Source organism: Methylobacterium gossipiicola (assembly GCF_900113485.1).
In the GTDB taxonomy this organism is placed as follows: Bacteria; Pseudomonadota; Alphaproteobacteria; order Rhizobiales; family Beijerinckiaceae; genus Methylobacterium; species Methylobacterium gossipiicola.
Genome location: NZ_FOPM01000004.1, coordinates 104,166 through 128,820, shown reverse-complemented (window position 1 = coordinate 128,820; position 24,655 = coordinate 104,166). Strand labels below are relative to the sequence as shown.

Genomic DNA, 24,655 nt, shown 5'->3' with positions numbered 1-24,655 from the left:
TCAGTGGTTCTCTGACGGACTCACTTGTAACGCTGGCTCGCATCCAGGCCGTGTATCCGCCGCGGGCTCGACAGGACAGGACCTGCTTCCCATGGTTCAGACCATCGGTGACCCCCTCGCCCGTGAACAGGACAGGCTGGCGGCCCTCCGGCGCCTGTGCATCCTCGAATCCTCGCCCGAACCGCATCTCGATGCCGTCTGCCGGCTCGCCGCTGACCTGTTCGAAATCCCCATGGCCCTCGTGCTCCTCGTCGACGAGGCCCGCGTCTGGTTCAAGGCTCGCTGCGGGGTCGAGGAGGTCGGCATCGACCGGAAGGGCACGTTCTGCGATCTCACGATCCAGGGCGCGGTCGACACCCCTCTGGTGATTCTCGACCTCGCGGTCGATCCGCGTTCGGCGACGAGCCCCCTGGTCCTCGGCCCGCCGCATGCGCGCTTCTACGCCGGCATTCCCCTCGCCCTCGAATCCGGCCTCAACCTCGGCACCTTCTGCATCATGGATCGGGCGCCCCGGCCCGACTTCACGGACGCGCAAAGGCGACAGCTCGGGGATCTCGGCCTCATCGTCCAGGCCCATCTGCGCCTCCATGAGGCCCGGATCGCCATCGAGACGGATGCGACCCGGCGCCGGGTGACGGAAGAAGCGCTGCGGGAAAGCGAGCAGCGCTTCCGCCTCCTCGCCGAGACCACCACCGACGTGATCATCTGGTCCGGCCTGGATACGACCCGCCTGTACGTCTCGCCATCCATCCAGACCGTGCTCGGCTTCGGGCCCGACGAACTCGTCGGCACCAAACCCCTCGATTTCGTGCACCCCGACGATGTCGAGGTGTTCGCCCGCGTCCTCGACGATCTCACGGACGGGCGAATCGAACAGGCTTCCACCTGCCAGCGCTACCGCCGCAAGGATGGAAGCTGGGTCTTCATGGACGTGTGCCAGAGCCTCGCGCGCGATCCGGCGACGGGAGAGCCGGCCGGATACGTCACGTCGCTTCGGGACATCACCGCCCGCAAAGCCGACGAGCGTCGCATCGCGCACCTCGCCCTCCACGATCCCCTCACCGACCTGCCCAACCGGACGCTGTTTTGGGAGCGCCTCGCGGCGGAAATCCGCGTCGCGGGCGAGACCGACACCGGCGTCGCGGTGCTCACCTGCGACCTCGACCGCTTCAAACAGATCAACGACAGTCTCGGCCACCCGGCGGGCGATCACCTGCTCCAGGTCGTCGCGGCCCGCCTGCTCGCCGTGGTGCGCGAGACCGACACGGTGGCGCGCCTCGGTGGCGACGAATTCGCCGTCATTCTCGGGCGCATCGACAACGCGGAGGACGCCGCCTGCCTTGCCCGGCGGATGATCGAGGCGATCAACCGGCCCATCGCCTTCGGTGGGCATCCCATGAAGGTCGGGGCGAGCATCGGCATCGCCATCGCGGGCGGCGGTGCCCTGGATGCCCTCGCCCTCGTCAAGCGGTCCGATGCCGCCCTCTACCGGGCCAAGGCCGCCGGGCGGAACACTTATCGGCTCGGCGATTCGGAGGCCGACGCGGCGGCGGAGTCGAGCGGTCTCCTGGTGGCGGAGATGAAGGGCGCGATGAAGCGGGGCGATTTTCTGCTCAACTATCAGCCGATCATCGATCTGGCGACGGGCGGCATCGCCGGGTTCGAGGCCCTCGTGCGGTGGCGGCATCCGTGCAAGGGGGAACTCTCACCGAGCGCATTCATCCCCCTGGCGGAGGAGAGCGGGCTTATCGTTCCCCTGGGCGCCTGGGTGTTGAAGGAGGCCTGCCGCGAGGCCGCCGCCTGGCCCGAGCCTCTCAGGATCGCCGTCAACGTCTCGGCGATCCAATTTCAACAGATCAGCATGGAGGAAACGGTTCGTCACGCCTTGGCGACCTCGGGATTGGCCCCGCATCGCCTCGAACTCGAGATCACCGAGACGATGCTGATGCAGAAGTCCGATACGGTGTGCCGCACCATGGAGCGTCTGCGGAGCCTCGGCGTCCGCATCGCCCTGGACGATTTCGGAACCGGCTATTCGAGCCTGAGCTATCTCCACCAATTCAGTTTCGACACCATCAAGATCGACCGCTCCTTTGTCGCCGGATCGGAAAACCCGAAGACCGTGGCCATCACCCGCGCCATCGTGGCCCTCGGTACGAGTTTCGGCGCCCGCGTCATCGCGGAGGGCGTCGAGACCGAGGAGCACCTCGCCTTCGTGCGCACGGCCGGCTGTACCGATGTTCAGGGGTTCCTGTTCGATCCGCCCCTCCCGGCGGAGGCCATCGTTCCGCTGATCGAGAGCGGACGGTTGCGGCTCGCCGCCTGATCTGGACTTTCGCCGAATGAGCGCGCCGTTCGAGCGCCGATAGGCATCCCGCGTTCGCGCGGCCCGTCAGCGCACCACGACCTTGGAGCCGATGGGAACGCGGTCGTAGAGATCGATCACGTCGGCGTTGAGCATCCGGATGCAGCCCGAGGACACGGCCTGGCCGATCTTCTCCGGCTCGTTGGTGCCGTGGATACGGAATAGCGTGTCCTTCTTGCCCTCGGCGAGGTAGAGGGCGCGCGCGCCGATGGGGCTCGTCGGGCCGCCTTCGAGTCGCTTGGGCAGGTCGGGGCGCCGTGCCAGCATCTCGGGCGGGGGATTCCAATCGGGCCATTCGCCCTTGCGATCCACTTCCGCCGTGCCGGCCCAGGCCATGCCCGCATGGCCGACGGCGACGGGATAGCGGATGGCCTTGCCGTCCGGCAGCACGAAGTAGAGGCGCCGTTCCTTGGTCACCACGATGACGGTGCCGGGGGCTTCACGGGTCGGGTAATCAATGATCGTCCGGGCGATCTTCGGATCGACGACGGCATTCGGCGCGAGCTTCATCCATTCCTTGTCGCGCGCCTCCCCCGTGAGGGCGGCGGGCGTGGCGGCGAGCGCCGTCTGCGTCACCGCCGGGGGGGCGACGCTGGCCGTCTGCGTGTTGCAGGCAGCGAGGGGCAGCGCAGCCACGAGGGCGACGACGAGCAGGACACGCATGGGATGGGCCTATGGGATCACCGCAGCGAAGCCGACGCGCGGTCTGAATACAAAGTTGTTCGTCGAGGTCTTGCGTAACCTAACCCGAGCGCGCATCCCGGCGTAGGGTATCGCGCCGTGGCGTGGCGCATTTGCATCGCTTGTTGCCTCGACGCAACGATCACGGCGAGCAGCGATTTGGGAGGATTGCGATGACGACGCTGTACGTGAGCCATTCGTCCGCCCTCGACCACGCCATGCCGACGGGTCACCCCGAATGTCCGGACCGCATCCGGGCCGTCGAGCGGGTTCTCGAGGACGAGCGGTTCGCCGGGCTCGTGCGCGGGCTCGCGCCCCTCGCCGACCCCACGGTTCCGACCCTGGTCCATCCCGTGCCCTACGTGCAAGGCCTCATCGAGGCGGCGCCCCGCGAGGGCTTCGTCCAGATCGATGGGGACACGCTCCTGTCGCCCGGGACCATCGAGGCGGCCCTGCGCGGCGTCGGCGGTGCCGTCCACGCCGTCGATGCGGTGATGAAGGGGGAGTGCCGCAACGCCTTCGTGGCCATGCGGCCGCCGGGTCACCACGCCGAGCGGATGCAGGCCATGGGGTTCTGTGTGTTCAACCACGCCGCCATCGCGGCCCGCCATGCCCGGCAAGCCCACGGCGCCACCCGCGTCGCCCTGATCGATTGGGACGTCCATCACGGCAACGGCTCGCAGGACATCTTCTGGGACGATGCGAACGTGCTCTACGCCTCGACTCACGAGATGCCGCTCTATCCCGGCACCGGGTCGGCGTCGGAGCGCGGCAACCACGACACCATCGTCAACGTCCCCTTGCGGGCCGGCGACGGCGGCGAGCGGTTCCGCGAGGTGTTCGAGGCCGGCATCCTGCGCCGGCTCGACGCCTTCGCGCCCGACCTCATCGTGATCTCGGCCGGCTTCGATGCCCACCGCCTCGATCCCCTGGCGCATCTCCAGCTCGACGAGGCGGATTTCGGCTGGGCCACGCGGCGGGTGATGGAGGTGGCCGACAAGCACGCGGGCGGGCGCGTCGTATCGGTGCTGGAGGGCGGCTACAGCCTCAAGGGACTTGGGCTGTCCGTCGCCGCCCATATGGACGGGTTGATGGGGCGGTGAGTCCGCGAATTCGGTGAGGGACGGGGCCGCGTACGGCCCCATTCCCGTCAGCCTTCGAGCCGCTCGTCGCCCAGAAACTCGATTCCGAAGCCCGAGAGGCCGACATAGGCCCGCGACTGGGTCGCGAGGTTGCGGATCGACACGACGCCGAGGTCGCGCAGGATCTGGGCGCCGAGGCCGACTTCGCGCCAAGCCTGAACGCGCTGGGCCTCCGCGCCCTCCTCGACATAGGACTGGAGAGGGACGCCCGCGGTCCCGTCGCGCAGGTAGACGAGGATGCCCCGGCCCTCCTGGGCGAAGCGGCGCATCACCGTTTCGATCTGCTTGCCACCCTCGATGACGTCGGCGACGACGTTGGAGCGGTGCAGGCGCACCAGCACGTTCTGTCCGTCGCCGATATCGCCGTACACGAAGGCGAATTGCTGCACGGTCTCGAACGGGGTGGTGTAGGCGTAGCCGGTCATCGCCCCCGTCTCGGCCTGGACCGGGAAGGTTCCGACCCGCTCGACGAGCTTCTCGCGGGATTGGCGGAAGGCGATGAGGTCGGCCACCGAGACGCGCTTGAGGTTGTGCTGCTCGGCGAACGCCGTGATCTGCGGCCCCTTCATCACGGTGCCGTCGTCATTGGCGAGTTCGCAGATGACGCCGACCGGCGGCAGGCCGGCGAGCTTGCACAGATCGACGGCGGCCTCCGTATGACCCGAGCGCATCAGCACGCCGCCATCCTTGGCGATGAGCGGAAACACGTGGCCGGGACGGACGAAATCCGTTTCGCCCATGTTGCCGTTGGCGAGCGCCCGCACGGTGTTGCAGCGCTGCTCCGCCGAGATGCCGGTGGTGAGGCCGTGTTTCACGTCCACCGTCACCGTGAAGGCGGTGCCCAGGGGCGCGTCGTTGGCGGCCACCATGGGGTCGAGGCGCAGGCGCCGGGCGTCGGCGCGGGTCACGGGCGCGCAGACGATGCCGCAGGTGTTGCGGATGATGAACGCCATCTTCTCCGGCGTGCACAGGGAGGCCGCGACGACGAGATCGCCTTCGTTCTCGCGATCGTCGTCGTCGGTGACGACGACGATCTCGCCGCGGGCATAGGCTTCGATGGCCTGGACGACGTGGGTATGGGGCACGGGCATTCTCTCAAGCCTTGCGGAGCGGATGGCGGGCGACGCGGCGGTCTGTTGTTTCGCACCCTCTTTGCCCGAAAGTCGGAAACCGCCTTTCGGGACGATGCTTCAGCCTCGTTCGCCCACCTGCCCCCGGTGGCGCAGATAGTGATCGGCGAGGACGCACGCCATCATGGCCTCGGCGACGGGCACGGCGCGGATGCCGACGCAGGGGTCGTGGCGGCCTCGTGTGACGAGATTGACGTCGCGGTTGTCGCGGGTCACGCTCATGCGCGGCGTCAGGATCGACGAGGTCGGCTTCACGGCGAAGCGACAGACGATGGGCTGGCCCGTGGAGATGCCGCCCAGCACCCCGCCCGCGTGGTTGGCGAGGAAGGTCGGGGCGCCGGCATTGCCCGAGCGCATCTCGTCGGCATTGTCCTCGCCGCGGAGCGCCGCCGACGCGAAGCCGTCGCCGATCTCGACGCCCTTCACGGCATTGATGGACATCATCGCGGCGGCGAGATCCGCGTCGAGCTTGCCGTAGATGGGGGCGCCGAGCCCTGGCGGCACGCCGTCCGCCACCACTTCAATCACCGCGCCGATGGACGAACCGTCCTTTCGGATCCCGTCGAGATAGGTCTCGTAGAACGCAGCCATCGTGGCGTCGGGGCAGAAGAACGGATTGTTGGCGACCTCATCCCAATCCCAACGCGACCGATCGACGGCATGCGGCCCCATCTGCACCAGGGCGGCCCGGATGGTCACGCCCTCCGGCAGGACCCGGCGGGCGATGGCGCCGGCCGCCACTCGGGCGGCGGTCTCGCGCGCCGAGGAGCGCCCGCCGCCGCGATAATCCCGGATGCCGTATTTGGCGTCGTAGGCGTAGTCGGCATGGCCCGGACGGTAGCTGTCGCGGATCTCCGAATAATCCTTCGAGCGCTGGTCGGTATTCTCGATCTCGAGGGCGATGGGCGTGCCGGTGGTGAGTTGGCGGTCGCCCGTGCGGTCGTCCGAGAACACGCCCGAAAGGATGCGGACCTGATCCGGTTCGCGCCGCTGGGTGGTGAAGCGCGACTGGCCGGGCTTCCTTCTGTCCAGTTCCGCCTGGATGTCGGCCGCCGTGACGGGAATGCCGGGAGGGCAGCCATCGACGACGCAGCCGAGGGCGACCCCGTGGCTTTCGCCGAAGGTGGTGACGCGGAAGAGATGACCGAAGGTGTTGTGGGACATGGTGCCTTCGCTCTAGCGCGGGTTTTCGCGAGTCACAAATGCCGATGGCCCGATGGGGCCGGTCAATCGTCCGGCCGGGCCAGCACGCCGCCGGTCATCGCCTCGCGCACGCCCGTGGTCGACGGGAAGGTGATGGGCAGGCCCTTCAGGGACCGCACGGCGAGGTGCGCGAAAGCCTGGGCTTCCAGGTAGGCCGAAGACCACCCGATGGCGTCGGCCGTCGTGATCTCGGCGCGCAGGTGGTAGTTCAGCAGGCGCACGAGTTCGCCGTTGCGCGCGCCGCCGCCCGCCACGATCCAGCGGGTCGGGATCTCGGGGGCGTGGTCGAGGGCCCGCGCCACGGCCCGCGCCGTGAAGGCCGTGAGCGTCGCCGCGCCGTCCTCCGTGGAGAGCTGGCCGGCGAGCTTATGCGAGAACCAATTGCGGTCGAGGGATTTCGGCGGCCGGCGCGCGAAGAACGGGTGGATGAGGAGCCAGGCGAGCAGGGGTTCGTCCGGGCGTCCCCGCGCGGCGGTGCGGCCGCCATCGTCGAGGGGCCGGCCCGTGCGCTCGCGCATCCAGTCGTCGATGAGGGCGTTGCCCGGTCCCGTGTCGAAGGCGATGACCTCGCCGTTCGCCGCGATGAGGGTGGCGTTGGCGACCCCTCCGATGTTGAGGATGCCCAGCGCCCCCTCGAAGCCCGAGGCGCGCGCCAGGGCCTGATGGAAGACCGGCACCAGGGGGGCGCCCTGCCCGCCCGCCAGGACGTCGGCGTGGCGCAGATCCGAGACCACGGGAATCCCGAGGCGGCGGCTCAGGGCCGCGCCATCACCGATCTGGACGCTCATGCGCTGATCGGGCCGGTGCACCACGGTCTGGCCGTGGAAGCCGATGACGTCGATGTCGGCGGGCGTGAGACCGTTGTCGGACAGGAAGCCTTCGACCGCCTCGGCATGGGCCGCCGTGACGAAGGCTTCCGCCTCCGGCAGGCAGCCCGGCCTGTCCTCGCGTGCGGTGACGCCCTCGGAATCCACCAGCGCCCGGCGGAGCAGATCGCGGTCCTCGTCGGTATAGCCGCGATAGCCCGTGGGCCCGAGGGGTTCGAGATAGCCGTTCGGGCTGCGCACCACCCGAACCTCCTCCCCGTCCGTCTCGATGAGGGCGACATCGACGCCGTCGAGGGAGGTGCCGCTCATGAGCCCGATCGCCCGCATCATCGTCATGGTCGTGCCTTCCTCGGTCAGCCCTGCTAAGAGCCGGCGCAATGATGCGCGGTGCTATCACGCCACTCCGCACCGTGTCCCGCCTCCGCGCCCCTCTGATACCGGAACCGACCATGTCCACCGCGTCCGACGCCTTCATCCCGAAATCCGATTTCCTCCGGGTCCTGACCGAGCGCGGCTTCATCCACCAGGGCTCGGATCTCGCCGGCATCGATGCGGCGGCGCTGGAGGGGCGGCTCACGACCTATGTCGGCTACGATTGCACGGCGGCCTCGCTGCATGTCGGCCACCTCTTGTCGATCATGATGCTGCACTGGCTCCAGGCCACGGGGGGCACGCCCATCACCCTCATGGGCGGCGGCACCACCCGTGTCGGCGACCCCTCGGGCCGCGACGAATCCCGCAAGATCCTCACCCTGGAGCAGATCGAGGAGAACAAGCTCGGCATCCAGAAGACCTTCGCGCGGTTCCTCAAGTTCGAGGGTGTCGGCAACGCCGCCACCATGGTCGACAACGCCGAGTGGCTCACCAAGCTCAATTACATCGAGATGTTGCGCGACATCGGTCGGCACTTTTCGGTCAACCGCATGATGTCCATGGACAGTGTCCGGATGCGGTTGGAGCGCGACCAGGAACTGTCGTTCCTCGAATTCAACTACATGATCCTGCAATCCTACGACTTCGTGGAGCTGAACAGGCGCTACGGCTGCACCATGCAGATGGGCGGCTCGGATCAGTGGGGTAACATCGTCAACGGCATCGATCTCGGCCGGCGCATGGGTACGCCCCAGCTCTACGGCCTCACCTGCCCGCTCTTGACCACGGCGTCGGGCGCCAAGATGGGCAAGACGGCGGCCGGCGCCGTCTGGCTCGATGCCGGCATGCTGTCGCCGTACGATTACTGGCAGTTCTGGCGCAACACGGAGGACGCCGATATCGGCCGCTTCCTCAAGCTGTTCACCCTGCTGCCCATGGACGAGATCGCCCGGCTGTCGGCGCTCCAGGGCGCCGAAATCAATGAGGCCAAGAAGGTGCTCGCCAACGAGGCCACGGCCCTGATGCATGGACGCGAGGCGGCGGACAACGCCGCCGAGACGGCGCGAAAGACCTTCGTCGAGGGCAGCGTCGCGCAGGATCTGCCCACCGTCCTGGTGTCGGCCGCATTGCTCGATGCGGGGTTGGGCGTGCTCTCGGCCTTCGGCCCCGAATACGCCAAGCTCGTTCCCTCCACGAGCGAGGCTCGCCGACAGATCAAGGGCGGCGGCCTCAAGGTCAACGACGTGGCGCTCACCGACGAGCGCGCCGTGCTGCGTAGCAGCGACATGACGGCCGACGGGGTGATCAAGCTCTCGTTCGGACGCAAGAAGCACGTGCTGCTCAAGGTCGGCTGAGGCAGACCGGTTCGCCGGGGCCGCCCCTACCGCTCGGTCTCGCCCAGGGGCGAGGCCCCCGCGAGGCCGTCGTTGCCCCCACCCGCGCTGAAGAGCTTGCGCAGGATTCCGGGGGCGAGGGCCGAGAGCGGATTGACGCTGACATCGGGCTTCGACAGGCGCCCGGCGACGCGGAAGTTGAGGGCGAACAGCCCCTCGTTGTGGCCGCCGCCGAGGAGCTGCCCGAGGAGGGGCAGCTGCGAGACGACATTGTTCAGGCCGTAGAGCGGAACGAAGGTGCCGTTGATGTCGGTCCGCTCCTTGGCCGTGTCGAGGTAGCCGTTCAGGGTGAAGCCCATGGCGGCGTTGGAGATCGCCGCGTCGGTGAAATCGACGCGGGCGCCGGTGCGGACGAAATTGGCGCGCAGGCGGTCGAAGGTCACGTCGTTGCCGGTGTTCTGCACGATGTGCTTGCGGCCACGGGCATCCACCACCTCGGTGTTCGCCGGTCCCTGCGCCATGATGCTCGACAGGGCCGGCTCGTTGCGCAGGACGAAGTTGCGGATCTGCACGACGCCCTGCTGCGGCCCGTCGTTGAGACCGGTGCTCATGATGAGCTTGCCGCCGTACATGCGCTTGTAGATGTCGGCGAACCGCAGGGTCGCGCCGGCATCCTGGCTCTCCACCGTCAGGGTCGGCCCTCCCTCCGCGCGGGCGATCTGCGCGTTGAACGGGGCGCCGCCGAAGCGGCCCTGAATCCGACCCGAGCGCACGTCCTTGCCCTTCAGGGCGAGCTTGACGGTGGCGTTGGTCAGGGCCTCGCCGTTGAAGCCCGTGAGGATGGCCAGCGACAGGTCGGCGTCGATGTCCTTCGGGGCGGACTCGGCTTTGCCCTTGCCGTCCGGGCCCGTGAGTCCGCGCAGGATCGGGCGGGCATCGGCCACGGCGCCCTTGACGGCGACGCGGTAGCCGTTGCCGGCGCGCTCGAGCTGCAGGCGCATGTCGTCGCCGGGCGAGAGCTTGAGGCTCGATAGGTCGACGCGTTCCACCTGGCCGTCGGACCCGAGGCTCGCCGAGCCCCGCGCCAGGGCGGGGGCGGCATCGAGGGCGATGTCGCGCAGGTCGTAAGCTCCGCCGGCCGCGCTCTCCGTCAGGGTGAAGGCGAGGCGTCCGGGTTTGCCGGGTGTCTTGGCGAAACCCGGAACGAGGCCGTCGATCCCGGCCCGGGCGAGATCCGCCTCGATCCGGATCGGCGGCTTGCCCCCGCCCGGTCGGCCGATGGGCAGGGCGATCTTCACGGGAATCGAGCCGCTGAGCTGGGGCGCGACGGGCATCCCCTTCCTGGCCCGCAGGGCTTCGTCGAGGCTGAGGTTGACGGTGACCTCGCCGGGCGCGCCGGGCTTGGGCTGGCGCAGATCGACGGTGAGGGGCGAGCCCATCACCTTGGCGTCGCCCTTGAGGGCGAAGGCACCGCGATCGTACTGCACCGTGAAGCGCCCGGCCTCGAGGCGCTCCTTACCGAAGGCTTTGTCGACGGCGATGTCGGTCAGCGTTCCCGCAATGGTCACCGGCAGGTCGGCCAGATCGGGGATGTGCTTGAGGTTGAGCGGGAAATCGATCCGCAGGTCGGTCGTCCCCTTGACGCTCGCCGGATCGACGTCGACCCCGGTGAGTCCCTTGAACATCTTCGTCTGCATCAGGGAGACGAGGGCGTCGGCGCCGCCGCCGAGGCGCAGGCCGATCTGCGCCACCACGGCGTCCGGGGCGATCTTCGGGATTACGAACGATCCGTCGCTGATCGACAGAACGCGGTTGTCCGCCATGCGCAGATCGGCGGTAACGTTCCGGATGCTGGTGGTCTGGCCGGTGATGACGCCGTTGACACGGCCACGGCTCAGGGGCGGCGCATCGTCGGAGACGGCGAGCGTCGCATCCGAGACTGCGAAGGCGATGCGGACGGCGTTGTCGGGCATGGGCTCGCCCCGCGTCGCGGCGGCCAGTTCGCTCCCGCTCATGTCCACGGTGATATCGACGGTGTCGACCCGGCCGCCGCGCAGGTTGTCCACGAGGTAGTTGCGGGCCGGCGGGGCCACGTGCTCGGGCCAGAGGCGCAGGGCCATGCGCCCTTCCGTGTTGGCGGCGGTGATATGCAGGGTCAGCCCGTCATCGTCGGCCGTGGTGCCGAGGGTGCCGGTGATCCGTCCGCTCGCCGGGCCGGCCCGGAGGGTGAAATCGTCGATGGCGATGCCGCCGGCCCGTCCGGTGAGATGGGCGGACAGGGCGTCGATGGCCACGGGCTTGTCGTGGGCGTTCGCTCCCCGCAGGGTGGCGTCGTGCCCTTCGAGACTCATGGTCCAACTGACGTCGGAATCGGGCGCGCCCGCGATCCACGCTCCGGTCAGGTGGGCCACGTTGCCGGCGCCGCGATAATCGAGGGCGTCGAGCTTCATGGCGCGGGCCGTCTCGTCCCAGCTCACCCGGGCCGCGACGCTCTCGATGGTGACGGGGTTGAAGTCCTTCTCCTCAATGAGGAAATTTCCGTCGCTCGTGCGGATGGTGGCGGTCATCGCCTCGATGCGCCCGGCATCGAGGGCGACGTCGGCCTTGGCCGAGAGCTTGAGGTCTGTCTCCACGGGCAGCTTCGATTGGCCCGTCAGGAGCAGGAGGTCGGTGATCGGCAGGTCGTCGAGGGTAATGATGCCCGTGCGACGGGTGCCGCCGGCCTCCTGCAGGTCGCCGCCGAAGCGCCATTCACCGTGCGGGCCGTCGATGCGCAATTCGAACACCCGGGCGTTGCGGGTGGCATCGCGCCGGAACAGGCCGTTGACGTGCTCGAACACGGCGCGCTGGCGGGCGTCGTCATCGATGAGGGTGAGGCGGCCGTTGGTGATCCGAGCCCGGTCGAGGGCCCCGACGATGCCGGCGGGATCGAGCACCACCCCGAAGATCGACGCCACCGTGGCAGAGATCGGCGAGACCTTGCCGAGGGCCGCGTCGACGCTCGGAAGGGTATGGGGCTGGACGGCTCCGGATTGCTGCGAGTCCGAGGCCGCGAAGGCGATGCTGCCGTCCCGGTGGACGAGGGCGGTCATCTGCAGGTCGCGGAACTCGATGGCCCGGGGCTGCACCGAGAGGCGCGCGAGATTCCAAGTGTCGAGGCTCACCACGGCATGCGGCGCCCGCACCACGAGGGCGCCTTCCGAATTGTAGATGTCGAGGCCGGCGACGCGCAGGGCCAGGGAGTGTTCGGCGTCGAGTTCGAGGGCGCTGTCGCGCAGGGACACGCGCCAGCCCTTCCCGATGCTGCCCGCGATGGCCGAGGCCACCCGTTCCGACATGCCGTCGATGTGCAAGGGGCCATTCGACAGGCGCCAGACGAATCCGCCGAGGCCCGCCACGACCCCGAGCAGGAGGATCGCCGCCGGCCAGATCAGCCAGCGCCGCCGCCGTCCGACCGCGCGGGCCGGCCGCGCATCCGTGACCGTGTGCTGAACCATCAATCCTTGAGCCGCTGGATCGGAACGCACCCTCGGGCTATCGAGCGGCGGTCCGTGAAGGAAAGGCTTCGCGGGCATCCGACCCGGACCCTGGGGTTGGTTCCAGGCACACCATCAATCGGCCGAAAGGAAGGCATCATGCCCCTCGTTACCGGAGATCAGGCACCCGACTTTGACCTGCCGGGCGCGGGCGGCGACGCCGTCCGCCTCGGGGATCTCGTGGGCAGCAAGGTCGTTTTGTATTTCTACCCGAAGGACGACACCAGTGGATGTACCCTCGAAGCGCAGGGGTTCAACGCCCTGACCGAGGCTTTTTCCGCCGCCGACACGATCGTGATCGGGGTCTCACCTGACTCCGTGAAGAGCCACGACAAGTTCAGGGCGAAATACGAACTGACGTTCCCCCTCGCGTCGGATGAGAGCAAGACGATGCTCGAGGCCTATGGGGTCTGGGTCGAGAAGAGCATGTACGGGCGCAAATACATGGGCGTCGAGCGCACGACGATGCTCCTCGACCGTACCGGACGGATCGTCCGGATCTGGCCCAAGGTGAAGGTGCCGGGCCACGCCGAGGACGTGCTGGCGGCGGCACGGGCCCAGACCTGATCCGCACGTCGTGGGGTGGGGACAAGCATTCCCCGCCACAGTGAAGCTTCGTTAACCTTGATCGGGCCAGATGATCGGCATTGGATCAGGTTTGCGTCGATGCTCTTCACCGCTCGTCAGGTACGCGAAAAGGCTGCCTCCCAGGCCCGTGGCGCGCTCACCCGGACGCGATTGGTCAAGGCTGTCTGCGACGTCCGGGTGCTCGGACCGGTCCTGGCTCTCTCGACGGTGTGGGCGGGCGGAGCCACCTACTATCTCGTCTTCCACGACGAAGTCCTGGCCCGGTTCGTCTCCCAGCAAAGCACGATGCAGTACGGCTACGAGGCCCGCATCGCGGCCCTGAAACTCGAACTCGAGCGGACCGCCCTCGAACAGGCCACGGCCCGCGACGAGATCGCCGCGCGACTGGCCGACCTGAGCCGGCGCCAGAAGACCCTCGAAGCCCGTCAGGGAACCCTGTCGGCCCTCGCCGCGGATTCCCTCGGTCGCCGCCCGCCGGAGATGCCGAGCGGGGACGAGGCGTCCACCGATGCGGCTCCCCGGCGCCCGGCCACGGCGGCGAAGCCGTTTCCGACCCCCGAGCCGATGGACGAGCCCTTGAGCCTTCGGGGTGCCCGCGAAAGCGCGCGCCGCACCGGGATCGTCGTGTCGAGCCTGGAACAGCGCCTCGATGGTCTCGCGGAGGCGCAGTCCCGCACCGTCGCGGGCATCGCCGCGAACGCCGACCGCGCGGTTCAGCGTCTGCGCGGCCTGTTTGCCCGCATCGGCCTCGACCCGGCCCGCTTCGAGCGCCGCCCGGAGCCGGGGCTCGGCGGCCCCCTCGTGCCCTTGAGCGGCGATCCGTTCGGGCTCGCGGCGGCGCAGGCCCAACGCGCCGTCGCGGAAGCTGCCGGTCTTCGTCGTATGGCCGAAACCCTACCCCTGCGCCGGCCCGTCGCCGGCGCGATGTCGGTGTCGAGCACCTTCGGGGCGCGTGTCGATCCGTTCACGCGGGGATACGCCATGCATACCGGCCTCGACCTGAGAGCCGAGACCGGCGAGCCGGCCCGCGCCACGGCGGCGGGACGCGTGACCATCGCCGAATATAGCGGTGGCTACGGCAACATGGTGGAGGTCGATCACGGCCATGGGCTGGCGACGCGCTATGCCCACCTCTCCGCCTATGGCGTGAGTCCCGGCCAATGGGTCGCGGCCGGGGCGGTGATCGGCCGTATCGGTTCGACGGGGCGCTCGACGGGAAGCCACCTGCATTACGAGACCCGGATCGACGGTGAAGCCGTCGATCCGCAGCGGTTCCTGCGCCTGGTCGGTGCCCTCGGCCCCGCCGTGTCCACCCTCGGCCCGGTGGCGTTCGAAGGGCTTCCTTAAGCCTTCCGAACGCCGCCGTGGCGGCGGACCTTCAGTCGATGTCCTCGACCGTGTCGGCGCCGCCGTAGACGCGCTGGGCCAGGGACGCTTCCATGAACGGGTCGAGGGCGCCGTCGAGAACGGCGTCCGGATCCGTCGATTGCGTGCCCGTCCGCAGATCCTTCACCAGCTGGTACGGCTGGAGGACGTAGGAGCGGATCTGGTGGCCCCAGCCTATATCGGTCTTGGCGGCGGCCTCGGCGTTGGCTTTCTCCTCCCGCTTCTTCAGTTCGGCCTCGTACAGGCGGGCGCGGAGCATGTTCCAGGCGGTGGCTCGGTTCTTGTGCTGCGAACGCTCCTGCTGACAGGCCACCACGATGCCCGTCGGATTGTGGGTGATGCGGACGGCCGAATCCGTGGTGTTGACGTGCTGTCCGCCGGCGCCCGACGAGCGGTAGGTGTCGATGCGGCAGTCGGATTCCTTGATCTCGATGACGATGCGGTCGTCGATGACCGGATAGACCCATACGGAGGCGAAGCTCGTGTGCCGCCGCGCGCTCGAATCGTAGGGCGAGATGCGTACCAGGCGGTGCACGCCCGACTCGGTTTTCAGCCAGCCATAGGCGTTGTGGCCCTTGATCAGGAGCGTCGCGCCCTTGATCCCGGCCTCGTCACCGTCCGACCACTCGACGATCTCGACTTTGTACTTCCGCCGCTCGGCCCAGCGGGCATACATGCGTTGGAGCATGTTGGCCCAGTCCTGGCTCTCGGTGCCGCCGGCGCCCGAATGGACTTCGAGGTAGGTGTCGAAGCCGTCGGCCTCGCCCGACAGGAGGGTCTCGATCTGGCGGCGTGCGGCTTCGGCCTCGACGGCGCGGACCGCGTTCTCACCCTCCAGAATAGTATCAGAATCGCCCTCCATCTCGCCGAGTTCGATGAGTGTGGCGGCGTCGTCGAGTTCCTGCGTCAGGCGCTTGATGGTGGTGACGGCCTCGTCGAGTTGCGTGCGGTCGCGCATGACCGCCTGCGCGGCCTCCGCGTCGTTCCACAGGGCCGGGTCCTCGGACGCGGCGTTCAGCTCCGCGAGGCGTTTTTCGACGGTATCCCAGTCAAAGATGCCTCCTCAGCAGTCCGATCGACTGCTTGGCGGCATCCGAGAGTTGTTCGATCTCGGCGCGCATCTGGTGTTTCGGACTCGTGTGCGAGGTGTGAGCGGGGGTGATACCGAGCCGCCCGCCCGGTGTAAACGCCGGAGCCTGTTCGCGTGGGAGCCCGAACCATGAACCGTCCCGGGACGACCCCGCTCTGCCAGCGGTGGGGTTTGCTCGCCGCTACCCTCGTCGTCGTGATGTCTGGAACGGCCCTGCGGCTCGTGCCCACGGGCCTGCCGCCGGGCGTGGTGAAGTACGGTGGCTCGGTCCTATGGGGTGCCATGGTCTACGGCCTCGTGGCCGCCCTCCTCCTGAGCCCACGGCGGCGCATCGTCGCCCTGGCCATCCTCGTGGCGGTGAGCGTCGAACTGGTTCGCCTCGTCCACGCCCCGTGGCTCGACGCCTTCCGGCTGACCGTGGCGGGCCAGCTCCTGCTCGGGCGGATCTTTTCTCTGTGGAATCTCGTCGCCTATGCCACCGGCATCGCGGCGGCGGCCCTCGTGGATGTTCGGGCGCGACGTCGGCTCGCGTGAGCCGATCTTTCAGCGGCGAAAGCCCGGCGGCCCGATGCGGGCCGGATTCAAAACATAGTCGCGGGGACCGGTGGAGCCGTCGAGGCGGCCTTCGCTGCGGCTGTCGCGGAAATAGTCCGTGCCCGTGAGACCGAAACCGCCGCCGTTCATGACGCTTGGGATCGGGATCGCACGCGGGTCATCGGGGATGGGCCGCCCCGTGGCGAAATCGGTGGGCAGCACCACCGGGCCGGAGGCGCCGAGGTAGTGCGTCTCGGCCGATGCCGGGCCGGTGAGGCCGAGGACGACGAGACCGGCGGCGAGGACGGTTCGGGAGATCGGCGGCACGGGCAACTCCGGGACGGACGGGATCGATGAAGAACGCTTGGCGGACGCCCTGACACAACGCGGCAATCAGCCCTTAGAACGGATCACCACATCGGTCTCGCGCTGCACGGGAGTGCAGTTCGAGTAGAAGGCGTTGAGGACCGTCGGGCGGGAGTCGCAGGCGTAGCCGAGACCCGGGGGCGGCGCCGGGACCGGGTCCCGGGCGACAATTGGCTTGGGGGCGCAGGCGCCGGCCGATGCGGCGAGCGCCAGTGCGGCCAGGAGGGTCAATCGGCGCATGCGATCCTCGGGGGAATGAACTCGCGACATCCGGTCGACCCTGCGGATGCCGGGGCGGGGTGACAAGTCGGCTCGGCCGCCCATCCCCCGCTTTGGCGCGCCCTGTCGCCGCCGCGCCACAGGCACGTCGGCGACGGGCCTCGCGTCTCGCACAAAACCCCCGCCGCACTGTCGTTCTCAGGGCGAGAACCGTTCAGGGGTGGGAGTTTTCTTGAGGCACTCTTAGCCTGCCTTGGCCAGGGGCGTCGTGCCGGCCGGCGACTCGGCGGGCGGGACGACGTTGTGAAGCGTGCGGTCGGAGGTCTCGAAGAAACGCCGGATGTTGCGCGCGGCCTGACGGATGCGCTGCTCGTTCTCCACCAGGGCGATGCGCACGAAGTTGTCGCCGTGCTCGCCGAATCCGACGCCCGGGGCCACGGCCACGTCGGACTTCTCCAGGAGGAGCTTCGAGAATTCGAGGCTGCCGAGGGACTGGTACTTCTCCGGAATCGGCACCCAGGCGAACATCGAGGCCGAGGGGCTCGGGATCTTCCAGCCCGACTTGTCGAAGGATTCGATGAGGGCGTCGCGGCGCTTCTTGTAGATGCCCCGCATCTCCGCGATGCAGTCCTCCGGCCCGTTCAGGGCGGCGGTGGCGGCCACCTGGATCGGCGTGAAGGCGCCGTAATCGAGGTAGGATTTCACCCGCGTCAGGGCGGCGAGCAGGCGCTCGTTGCCCACCGCGAAGCCCATGCGCCAGCCGGCCATGGAGAACGTCTTCGACAGGGAGGTGAACTCCACCGTACAGTCGATGGCGCCGGGAATCTCCAGTACGGAGGGCGGCGGCTCACCGTCGAAATAGACCTCGGCATAGGCGAGATCCGACAGGATGATGATCTCGTGGCGCTTGGCGAAGGCAACGAGGTCCCGGTAGAAATCGAGGCTCGCCACGTAGGCGGTCGGGTTCGAGGGATAGCAGACCACGATCGCCACGGGCTTGGGGATCGAGTGCTGCATCGCCTTCTCCACGGCGGGGAAGAAGGCCGGTGTCGGTTCGGCCGGCACGGAGCGGATGACGCCGCCGGCCATGAGGAAGCCGAAGGCGTGGATCGGGTAGCTCGGGTTCGGCACCAGCACCACGTCGCCCGGCGCGGTGATCGCCTGGGCCATGTTGGCGAAGCCCTCCTTCGAGCCAAGGGTCGCCACCACCTGGGTGTCGGGGTTCAGGCTCACGCCGAAGCGGCGCTTGTAATAGTTGGCCTGAGCCCGGCGCAGGCCCGCGATCCCCTTCGAGGACGAGTAGCGATCCGTGCGCGGCCGCCCGGCGGTCTCCACCAGCTTGGCGATGACGTGCTTGGGGGCGTCGAGGTCGGGATTGCCCATGCCGAGATCGATGATGTCGGCGCCGTTGGCGCGGGCCTGGGCCTTGATCCGATTCACCTGCTCGAAGACGTAGGGCGGCAGGCGCTTGATGCGGTGGAAGTCGGTCATGGCCTTCACGGTGTCCATGGGCGCGCGTCGGGGCCGAGGCGCGCGGATCGGGGGGGCTGTCATCACCCGGAGATACCGGGATGGTTTATCACTTCGCGGCTTTGGCGCCGACCGTTATCTTTTTGGAGCGCCGGCTACGGAAAGTTCGCGCGAACCGCCTCAGGGTGTTGCGGAGGCCGGTCGGGTCGCGCGTCCGGCGCTCTCGGCCGCTCGTCCCTGCGCCTCGTTGCGGCCCCGCGCGCCCACCAGTTCCGCCTCCAGGGCCTTGGTGCCCTCGGCGGATTTGGCCCGGATCGGGCGGGCCGGCGCCGAGACGCCCACGGGAAGGAAGTCGCCGCCGGCTTTCCGCGACTCGGCCACGAAGGCCGGCGCCGCCGGGCCGGGCTGGTAGGCTGCCTTGAGGGGATTGAGGTCGCTCGAGCACGCACCGGTGAGGCCCGCCACGGCAAGGAGGCTGGCGAGGACGGGGACGGCGCGAAGCGGGGGCGCAAGCATGCGGATGAGGGCCGATGAAATGCGATGCGGTCTGGCGTAAGTGCGCGATGCCGCGTTAATTTGTCGGAAACGAGGCCCCGCGCCGCCGTCGCCTCCTCGCGGGCCCGGTCTCCCGCGAAGGCGCCATCGACGAGGGAGATGAGCTGCGTGACGACCGAACGGACGACGCCCCTGCCCGACATCGATGCCCTGTCGCGCAACGCCAGCCGGCTCATGGAGGAATTCGGACGCGCCGCCGCCGTCTACATGAAGCCCGTTGCCGAGGGCGAGGCGCTTCCCGTGGCGGCCGAGCCGCCCGAGGAAGTCAACGACGTCGTCCGCACCCTCGGCACCGTCGCCGAACGCTGGCTCGCCGATCCGCAGAAGACCGTGGAGGCCCAGGCCAAGCTCAGCGAGGCGTTCATCAGCCTGTGGGGCTCGACCTGGAACCGGCTCCAGGGCGAGCCGGCCACGCCCGTCGCCGTGCCGGAGGCAAAGGACAACCGCTTCGCCCATGCCGAGTGGACGACGAATCCGGTCTTCGACTTCATCAAGCAGAGCTACCTCATCACCACGCGCTGGGCCGAAGGGCTGGTGGATGAGGCCGAGGGGATCGACGAGCACACCCGCCACAAGGCGCAATTCTATCTGCGCCAGATCGTCGGCGCCCTCTCGCCCTCGAACTTCGTGATGACCAACCCCGAACTCATCCGCCACACCCTGGAGGAGAACGGCGCCAACCTCGTGCGCGGCATGAAGATGCTCGCCGAGGACATCGAGGCCGGCAAGGGCCAGTTGCGCGTGCGACAGACCGATCCGTCGGCGAACTTCGAGGTCGGCGTCAACATGGCGGTGACCCCCGGCGAGGTGGTGTTCCGCAACGACCTCATGGAGCTGATCCAGTACGCGCCCACCACCGAGACGGTGCTGAAACGGCCGTTCCTCATCGTGCCGCCGTGGATCAACAAGTTCTACATCCTCGATCTCAATCCGGCGAAAAGCCTCATCGCCTGGATGGTGTCTCAGGGGCTGACGGTGTTCTGCATCTCGTGGGTGAACCCCGACGCGCGCCACGCCGACAAGGATTTCGAGAGCTACATGCGCGAGGGCATCGAGGCGGCCATCGACGCCATCGGGGTCGCCACGGGCGAGAGCGAGGTCGCGGCGGCGGGCTATTGCGTCGGCGGCACCCTGCTGGCCGTCACCCTGGCGATGCAGGCGGCCACCGGCAACAAGCGCATCAAGAGCGCCACCTTCCTCACCACCCAGGTCGACTTCACCCATGCGGGCGACCTCAAGGTGTTCGCCGACGAGGAGCAGATCCGCCTCATCGAGGCGCGGATGAAGAAGCGCGGCTACCTCGAAGGCACCGGCATGGCCGCGGCGTTCAACATGCTGCGGCCGAACGACCTCATCTGGTCCTACGTCGTGAACAACTACGTCAAGGGCAAGACACCGATGCCCTTCGACCTGCTGTATTGGAACGCCGACGCCACCCGGATGCCGGCCGCCAACCACTCCTTCTACCTGCGCAACTGCTACCTCGACAACACCCTGGCGCAGGGACGGATGATCCTCGGCAACGTCCGCCTCGACCTGAAGAAAGTCACGGTGCCGGTGTTCAACCTCGCCACCCGTGAGGATCACATCGCCCCGGCCCTGTCGGTGTTCGAGGGCTCGACCAAGTTCGGCGGTCCCGTCGACTTCGTGCTCGCCGGCTCCGGCCACATCGCCGGGGTGGTCAATCCGCCGGCGAAACCGAAATACGGGTTCTGGACCGGTGGCCCGGTGAGCGGCACCCTCGACCAATGGATCGCCGCCGCGACTGAGACCAAGGGCTCGTGGTGGCCCTATTGGTTCTCATGGCTGGAGCGTCAGGCCCCGGCGCGGGTGCCGGCGCGGGTGCCGGGCGAGGCGGGTCTGCCCTCCCTCGGCCCGGCGCCGGGCACGTATGTGCGGATGAAGGCCTGAACAGGTCCGTACGGGTCGCGACAGGCTCCCGATGTCCATCCCTTCTCCCCTCCGCGGGGAGAAAATGGCCCGCCTGAGCGGATCGGATGAGGGGCGCTCCTTCCGGATACGCCGCGCCCCTCCTGCTGGATTTGGGGTCCCGGCTCGGTCACCCCGCGATCACCCTCCCCCGTGAAGGGGGAATTTTCATGCTGTGTGCCCGATCCGTCCTTTGATCAGTACTTGCGTACGATCGGCGCCGGAGTGGGGGCGATCACATCGCCGAACACGTAGCGGAAGCCCACGGACACGAGGTCGGCGCTGCCGTCGGCCACGCCCGCGAAGGCGATGTTCTGGACGTTGTAGTCCCGGCCGACGCCCGACAGGATCCGCGCCCGGTCGAGGAACAGGTGCGAGTAGGCGACGTTCAGGGTCAGCTTCTCGTTCCAGCGGTAGCTCGCGCCGACGGAGAGGTTGATGCGGTCGTTGTCGGGCAGGCGCACGGATCGGTTCGAGAAATCGATGGGTGATTCCTCGTAAGCCACGCCCGCCCGCAGGGTGAGGGCTGGCGACCAGTCGTATTCGCCGCCGATGGAGTAGGTGAACCCGTCCTTGTAGTTCAGGGGCAGGAAGCTCACCGGCACGCCGCGCGTCTTCGAGACGATACCGACGGTGCCCAGACGGGTCCAGTTGTCCCACTCGAAACCGAGGCTGACGCGGGCCACGGGCGAGATCGCCTGGGTCAGGCCGACGCTGAGCTTCTCCGGCGTGTTGAGGTTGGCCCGGACTTGGCCGCCGAGGGGCGCAAGCGCCAGGAGCGGCACGCCGATGGAGCCGTCGATGTCGTGATGGACCGAGGAGCGGTAGCCGACGCCGATGGCCGTGCCGGCCCACGGTGTGATGAGGGCACCCGCCGTGAAGCCGACGCCCCACGATTCACCCTTGAGGAACGAGCTCGGCAGGAAGGCCGGGTTGATCGGCAGCGGCACGGCCTGGCGCAGGGTCAGGCGGAAATACTCGATGTTCGGACCGGCGGCGACGGACAGCCACTCGTTGACCTTGAAGCCGATGACGGGATTGAACGCGAGGGAGAAGATGCGGTTGGAGCGGCCGTAGACCTCGCCGGCCCAGACGTTGCGCGGCTTCGTCACGAGGCCGAACGGCGCGCCCGTCTGAATGCCGACCCAGAGCCGGTCGTTGAGCTGGTAGGAGGTGGCACCCGACGGCAGGATCGCGCCCTGGCCGATGTCGTTGCTGCCGCCAAGCGGCAGGAAGCCGGGATTGGTGCCGGCCTGCGGCGTGATCCGTCCGGACAGACCGATGAAGGTCAGGTTCTGTTCGGTGACCCAGCCGGGCCGCATGGTGACGGCGGCCGGGTTCCAGAACATGGAGGACACGCCGCCCGAGCCAGCCGCCGCGCCCGCGAAGGCCTCACCCTGCGCGATGGTGCTCTGTTCGCGGATGCCGAAGGCGCCGGCCGAAGCCCCGATGGTCCCGCCGAGGAGAACCGCCGCCGAGACACCCGCTCGGGCGATGGACCGAATCGTGCCAGCCATGAATCTTCTCCCCGTCGATCTAGAATGATGCTCGAAGCCGGCACCTTGAGGGGCAGAGTGGCTTACTTGCCGCGACTTCGCAAATCGCGCTGATCGAAAGCCTACCAAGTATAAGGTTAAAACTATGCTAAGAGTCGAGGCTAATTCGCGCTGGGACGGTGTATCCGTCTGGTGAGGTTGAATTTTAGTTCAGATGTAAACCGTTTTCCCTCGGCTCCACGCGCGCATCGGAAAGTGTACCCGCCGCGCTTTCCGCCGCTGGGTGTCGCATTCCTGCGACACCCGCCGGTTGGGTCGGGGGCGGGTTGGTTGGCCCTGCCCTTGCGGCGGAGGCCCGGTTGCGCGATGCCATCACCGAGCCAGTGAAGCCCGACCCAGTATCGGAGGATTGCGCGATGAAGCTGATGCGGCATGGGGCGAGCGGTGACGAGAAGCCGGGGCTCGTGGATGCGCACGGGGGTCTGCGGGATCTCTCGGGGCATGTCCGCGACATCGCCGGTCTCGCCCTGTCACGGGACGGCCTCGCGCGCCTGCGCGCCGTCGATCCGTCGAGCCTGCCCATGCTGCCCCCGGAGACCCGCCTCGGCCCCTGTGTCGGCGGCACCGGCAACTTCATCGCCATCGGTCTCAACTACGCCGATCACGCCGCCGAGATCGGTGCCGAGATCCCGGCCGAGCCCATCGTGTTCAACAAGGCACCGTCCTGCATCGTCGGCCCCAACGACCGGGTGATCCTGCCGAAGGGGTCAGCGAAGACCGATTGGGAGGTGGAACTCGCCATCGTGATCGGGTCCCGTGCTTCCTACGTCCACGCCAACGAGGCCCTGAACTACGTGGCGGGCCTCTGCCTCTGCAACGATCTGTCGGAGCGCGAATTTCAGCTCGAGCGCGGCGGCACCTGGACCAAGGGCAAGGGCTGCCCGACCTTCGGCCCCCTGGGGCCGTGGCTCGTCACCTTGGACGAGATTCCTCGCCTCGACGCGCTCGGCCTCTGGCTCGACGTCAATGGCGAGCGGATGCAGACGGGCTCGACGGCGACGATGATCTTCGATGTCGCCCAGATCGTCGCCTATCTTTCCCATTTCATGATGCTGATGCCGGGCGACGTCATCACCACGGGCACGCCCCCCGGCGTCGGCATGGGGATGAAGCCACCGCGTTTCCTCAAGAACGGCGACGTGGTGACCCTCGGCATCGACGGGCTCGGCCAGCAGCGACAGGAGGTGGTGGCCTTCGACGACTGGACCGCCAAGGTCGCGGCGGGCGAACCCACGCATTAGTGGCGTCGCGGCTTGATTTTCCGGCCATGATTCGTCTTTTGGAGTCATGATCGAGACGATGACCGAGCCCTCCGCTTCCCGCCCCGCCCTGGCCGCTTCCGCGATCCGGCACGATTGGACCGTGGCGGAGATTCAGGCGATCCACGACCTGCCGCTCCTCGACCTCGTCTATCGGGCGGCGGAGGTGCACCGCGCTCACAACGATCCCGCCGACATCCAGCGGGCGAGCCTCCTGTCGATCAAGACCGGCGGCTGCCCCGAGGATTGCGCCTATTGCCCGCAATCGGCCCACCACAAGGAGGCGGGCGTGCCGCGCGAGCGGCTGATGCCCGTGGACGCCGTGTTGCGGGAGGCCGCCGCCGCCAAGGCGTCGGGCGCGCACCGTTTCTGCATGGGCGCCGCTTGGCGCCAGCCCAAGGACGGGCCGGAATTCGACGCCGTGCTCGCCATGGTGCGGGGCGTGCGCAATCTCGGTATGGAAGCCTGCGTGACGCTCGGAATGCTGAACCCCACGCAGGCCCAGCGCCTCGCCGAGGCCGGGCTCACCTCCTACAACCACAACCTCGACACCGGCCCGGAATTCTACGGCGACATCATCTCGACCCGGACCTACGAGGACCGCCTGAACACTCTTCAGAACGTGCGCGATGCCGGCATCGGCGTCTGCTGCGGCGGCATCGTGGGCATGGGCGAGGAGGTGAAGGACCGGGCCTCCATGCTGCAGGTACTGGCCAACCACGCGCCGCACCCCGAGAGCGTGCCCATCAACGCCCTCGTGGCCGTGGCCGGCACGCCCCTGGAGGAGCGCCCCGCTGTCGATCCCCTCGACCTCGTGCGCATGTGTGCCACCGCCCGCATCGTGATGCCGCGCGCCCGCGTGCGCCTCAGCGCCGGGCGTAAGGACCTCACCCGCGAGGCGCAGATCCTCTGCTTCCTCGCCGGCGCCAACTCGATCTTCTATGGCGAGCGCCTGCTCACCACGGCCAACAACGAGACCGACGCCGACGCCGAACTCCTGCGCGACATCGGCATCACCGTGCCGGGCCTGACCCTGGCGGCCGCCGAGTAAGAGCGGGTTTCCGAAGGGCTTGCCCTTCGGCGGGTGTCGGGCAGTGCCCCGACACCCTTGCC

The 24,655-nt window shown here is 68.4% G+C and carries 20 protein-coding genes; 9 read left to right on the top strand and 11 right to left on the bottom strand.

Features of this window, described 5'->3' with window-relative positions:
- Positions 1-91 precede the first annotated feature (91 nt).
- Entirely contained in the window at positions 92-2,326 is a 2,235-nt protein-coding gene (locus BM249_RS04905; protein ID WP_177232324.1) for a putative bifunctional diguanylate cyclase/phosphodiesterase, read from the top strand.
- Between the two features lie 66 nt (positions 2,327-2,392).
- On the opposite strand, the gene BM249_RS04900 is transcribed toward BM249_RS04905, so the two are convergent.
- Complete coding sequence (locus tag BM249_RS04900; RefSeq protein ID WP_091969528.1) at positions 2,393-3,028, bottom strand: L,D-transpeptidase; 636 nt, start codon at positions 3,026-3,028, stop codon at positions 2,393-2,395.
- 191 nt (positions 3,029-3,219) lie between these two features.
- On the opposite strand from BM249_RS04900, the gene BM249_RS04895 reads away from it, so the two are divergent.
- Positions 3,220-4,149, top strand: a complete 930-nt coding sequence (locus BM249_RS04895) for a histone deacetylase family protein (protein WP_091969527.1) — start codon at positions 3,220-3,222, stop codon at positions 4,147-4,149.
- A gap of 47 nt (positions 4,150-4,196) precedes the next feature.
- On the opposite strand, the gene ribB is transcribed toward BM249_RS04895, so the two are convergent.
- The 3 genes from ribB to BM249_RS04880 form a co-directional block, all read right to left on the bottom strand.
- Positions 4,197-5,273: a 3,4-dihydroxy-2-butanone-4-phosphate synthase gene (ribB, locus tag BM249_RS04890; protein ID WP_091969724.1), complete on the bottom strand. Its 1,077-nt coding sequence runs from the start codon at positions 5,271-5,273 to the stop codon at positions 4,197-4,199.
- 105 nt (positions 5,274-5,378) lie between these two features.
- A complete protein-coding gene (aroC, locus tag BM249_RS04885) occupies positions 5,379-6,482 on the bottom strand; it encodes a chorismate synthase (RefSeq protein WP_091969524.1) in 1,104 nt (367 codons plus the stop codon).
- A 62-nt stretch (positions 6,483-6,544) separates the two neighbouring features.
- Positions 6,545-7,684: an anhydro-N-acetylmuramic acid kinase gene (locus BM249_RS04880; protein ID WP_177232323.1), complete on the bottom strand. Its 1,140-nt coding sequence runs from the start codon at positions 7,682-7,684 to the stop codon at positions 6,545-6,547.
- Positions 7,685-7,797: 113 nt separating this feature from the next.
- Between BM249_RS04880 and tyrS the strand changes: the two genes are divergently transcribed.
- Positions 7,798-9,075, top strand: a complete 1,278-nt coding sequence (gene tyrS / locus BM249_RS04875) for a tyrosine--tRNA ligase (RefSeq protein ID WP_091969522.1) — start codon at positions 7,798-7,800, stop codon at positions 9,073-9,075.
- 26 nt (positions 9,076-9,101) lie between these two features.
- Here the strand turns inward: tyrS and BM249_RS04870 are convergent, their stop codons facing one another.
- Complete coding sequence (locus tag BM249_RS04870; RefSeq protein ID WP_091969520.1) at positions 9,102-12,551, bottom strand: YhdP family protein; 3,450 nt, start codon at positions 12,549-12,551, stop codon at positions 9,102-9,104.
- A gap of 138 nt (positions 12,552-12,689) precedes the next feature.
- Here BM249_RS04870 and BM249_RS04865 point away from each other — a divergent pair, with 138 nt between their 5' ends.
- Entirely contained in the window at positions 12,690-13,157 is a 468-nt protein-coding gene (locus tag BM249_RS04865; protein WP_091969518.1) for a peroxiredoxin, read from the top strand.
- A gap of 99 nt (positions 13,158-13,256) precedes the next feature.
- On the top strand, positions 13,257-14,525 hold the full coding sequence (locus BM249_RS04860; protein WP_091969516.1) for a M23 family metallopeptidase: 1,269 nt from the start codon (positions 13,257-13,259) through the stop codon (positions 14,523-14,525).
- 31 nt (positions 14,526-14,556) lie between these two features.
- On the opposite strand, the gene prfB is transcribed toward BM249_RS04860, so the two are convergent.
- Positions 14,557-15,685, bottom strand: a protein-coding gene (gene prfB, locus BM249_RS04855) for a peptide chain release factor 2 (RefSeq protein ID WP_143103685.1) whose coding sequence is annotated in 2 segments (ribosomal slippage) — positions 14,557-15,615 and positions 15,617-15,685 — 1,128 coding nt in all. Because the reading frame shifts where the segments join, the coding sequence is not laid out codon by codon here.
- Between the two features lie 98 nt (positions 15,686-15,783).
- Between prfB and BM249_RS04845 the strand changes: the two genes are divergently transcribed.
- Positions 15,784-16,188, top strand: coding sequence for a ribosomal maturation YjgA family protein (locus BM249_RS04845; RefSeq protein WP_091969511.1), 405 nt, complete (start codon positions 15,784-15,786; stop codon positions 16,186-16,188).
- Between the two features lie 9 nt (positions 16,189-16,197).
- Here BM249_RS04845 and BM249_RS04840 read toward each other — a convergent pair whose 3' ends face one another.
- The 4 genes from BM249_RS04840 to BM249_RS04825 all read right to left on the bottom strand — a co-directional run bounded on the left by BM249_RS04840 (position 16,198) and on the right by BM249_RS04825 (position 18,759).
- Positions 16,198-16,515 (bottom strand): hypothetical protein, encoded by a 318-nt coding sequence (locus BM249_RS04840; RefSeq protein ID WP_143103684.1) that lies wholly within the window; start codon positions 16,513-16,515, stop codon positions 16,198-16,200.
- Positions 16,516-16,581: 66 nt separating this feature from the next.
- On the bottom strand, positions 16,582-16,794 hold the full coding sequence (locus BM249_RS04835) for a hypothetical protein (RefSeq protein ID WP_091969509.1): 213 nt from the start codon (positions 16,792-16,794) through the stop codon (positions 16,582-16,584).
- A gap of 222 nt (positions 16,795-17,016) precedes the next feature.
- Positions 17,017-18,264, bottom strand: a complete 1,248-nt coding sequence (locus BM249_RS04830; RefSeq protein WP_091969718.1) for an LL-diaminopimelate aminotransferase — start codon at positions 18,262-18,264, stop codon at positions 17,017-17,019.
- A 159-nt stretch (positions 18,265-18,423) separates the two neighbouring features.
- Positions 18,424-18,759, bottom strand: coding sequence for a hypothetical protein (locus tag BM249_RS04825; RefSeq protein ID WP_091969507.1), 336 nt, complete (start codon positions 18,757-18,759; stop codon positions 18,424-18,426).
- A gap of 147 nt (positions 18,760-18,906) precedes the next feature.
- Between BM249_RS04825 and BM249_RS04820 the strand changes: the two genes are divergently transcribed.
- The gene (locus BM249_RS04820; RefSeq protein ID WP_091969716.1) at positions 18,907-20,709 is read left to right on the top strand and encodes a PHA/PHB synthase family protein; all 1,803 of its coding nucleotides are present in this window, start codon (positions 18,907-18,909) and stop codon (positions 20,707-20,709) included.
- A 215-nt stretch (positions 20,710-20,924) separates the two neighbouring features.
- On the opposite strand, the gene BM249_RS04815 is transcribed toward BM249_RS04820, so the two are convergent.
- Positions 20,925-22,244, bottom strand: coding sequence for an OmpP1/FadL family transporter (locus BM249_RS04815; protein WP_091969506.1), 1,320 nt, complete (start codon positions 22,242-22,244; stop codon positions 20,925-20,927).
- A 395-nt stretch (positions 22,245-22,639) separates the two neighbouring features.
- Between BM249_RS04815 and BM249_RS04810 the strand changes: the two genes are divergently transcribed.
- Together BM249_RS04810 and bioB are read left to right on the top strand one after the other, a co-directional pair.
- Positions 22,640-23,524, top strand: a complete 885-nt coding sequence (locus BM249_RS04810) for a fumarylacetoacetate hydrolase family protein (protein ID WP_091969504.1) — start codon at positions 22,640-22,642, stop codon at positions 23,522-23,524.
- A 58-nt stretch (positions 23,525-23,582) separates the two neighbouring features.
- Positions 23,583-24,593 (top strand): biotin synthase BioB, encoded by a 1,011-nt coding sequence (bioB, locus tag BM249_RS04805; protein WP_425284790.1) that lies wholly within the window; start codon positions 23,583-23,585, stop codon positions 24,591-24,593.
- Positions 24,594-24,655: the final 62 nt, after the last annotated feature.

What these genes read in the sequence shown, in the direction of transcription:
- BM249_RS04815 (WP_091969506.1), bottom strand. Translation starts at nt 22,244, where the DNA reads ATGGCTGGCACGATTCGGTCCATCGCCCGAGCGGGTGTCTCGGCGGCG.
- BM249_RS04810 (WP_091969504.1), top strand. Translation starts at nt 22,640, where the DNA reads ATGAAGCTGATGCGGCATGGGGCGAGCGGTGACGAGAAGCCGGGGCTC.
- BM249_RS04900 (WP_091969528.1), bottom strand. Translation starts at nt 3,028, where the DNA reads ATGCGTGTCCTGCTCGTCGTCGCCCTCGTGGCTGCGCTGCCCCTCGCT.
- BM249_RS04880 (WP_177232323.1), bottom strand. Translation starts at nt 7,684, where the DNA reads ATGACGATGATGCGGGCGATCGGGCTCATGAGCGGCACCTCCCTCGAC.
- BM249_RS04865 (WP_091969518.1), top strand. Translation starts at nt 12,690, where the DNA reads ATGCCCCTCGTTACCGGAGATCAGGCACCCGACTTTGACCTGCCGGGC.
- BM249_RS04860 (WP_091969516.1), top strand. Translation starts at nt 13,257, where the DNA reads ATGCTCTTCACCGCTCGTCAGGTACGCGAAAAGGCTGCCTCCCAGGCC.
- BM249_RS04870 (WP_091969520.1), bottom strand. Translation starts at nt 12,551, where the DNA reads ATGGTTCAGCACACGGTCACGGATGCGCGGCCGGCCCGCGCGGTCGGA.
- BM249_RS04830 (WP_091969718.1), bottom strand. Translation starts at nt 18,264, where the DNA reads ATGACCGACTTCCACCGCATCAAGCGCCTGCCGCCCTACGTCTTCGAG.
- BM249_RS04895 (WP_091969527.1), top strand. Translation starts at nt 3,220, where the DNA reads ATGACGACGCTGTACGTGAGCCATTCGTCCGCCCTCGACCACGCCATG.
- aroC (WP_091969524.1), bottom strand. Translation starts at nt 6,482, where the DNA reads ATGTCCCACAACACCTTCGGTCATCTCTTCCGCGTCACCACCTTCGGC.
- BM249_RS04835 (WP_091969509.1), bottom strand. Translation starts at nt 16,794, where the DNA reads ATGCGCCGATTGACCCTCCTGGCCGCACTGGCGCTCGCCGCATCGGCC.
- BM249_RS04905 (WP_177232324.1), top strand. Translation starts at nt 92, where the DNA reads ATGGTTCAGACCATCGGTGACCCCCTCGCCCGTGAACAGGACAGGCTG.
- tyrS (WP_091969522.1), top strand. Translation starts at nt 7,798, where the DNA reads ATGTCCACCGCGTCCGACGCCTTCATCCCGAAATCCGATTTCCTCCGG.
- BM249_RS04825 (WP_091969507.1), bottom strand. Translation starts at nt 18,759, where the DNA reads ATGCTTGCGCCCCCGCTTCGCGCCGTCCCCGTCCTCGCCAGCCTCCTT.
- BM249_RS04845 (WP_091969511.1), top strand. Translation starts at nt 15,784, where the DNA reads ATGAACCGTCCCGGGACGACCCCGCTCTGCCAGCGGTGGGGTTTGCTC.
- bioB (WP_425284790.1), top strand. Translation starts at nt 23,583, where the DNA reads ATGACCGAGCCCTCCGCTTCCCGCCCCGCCCTGGCCGCTTCCGCGATC.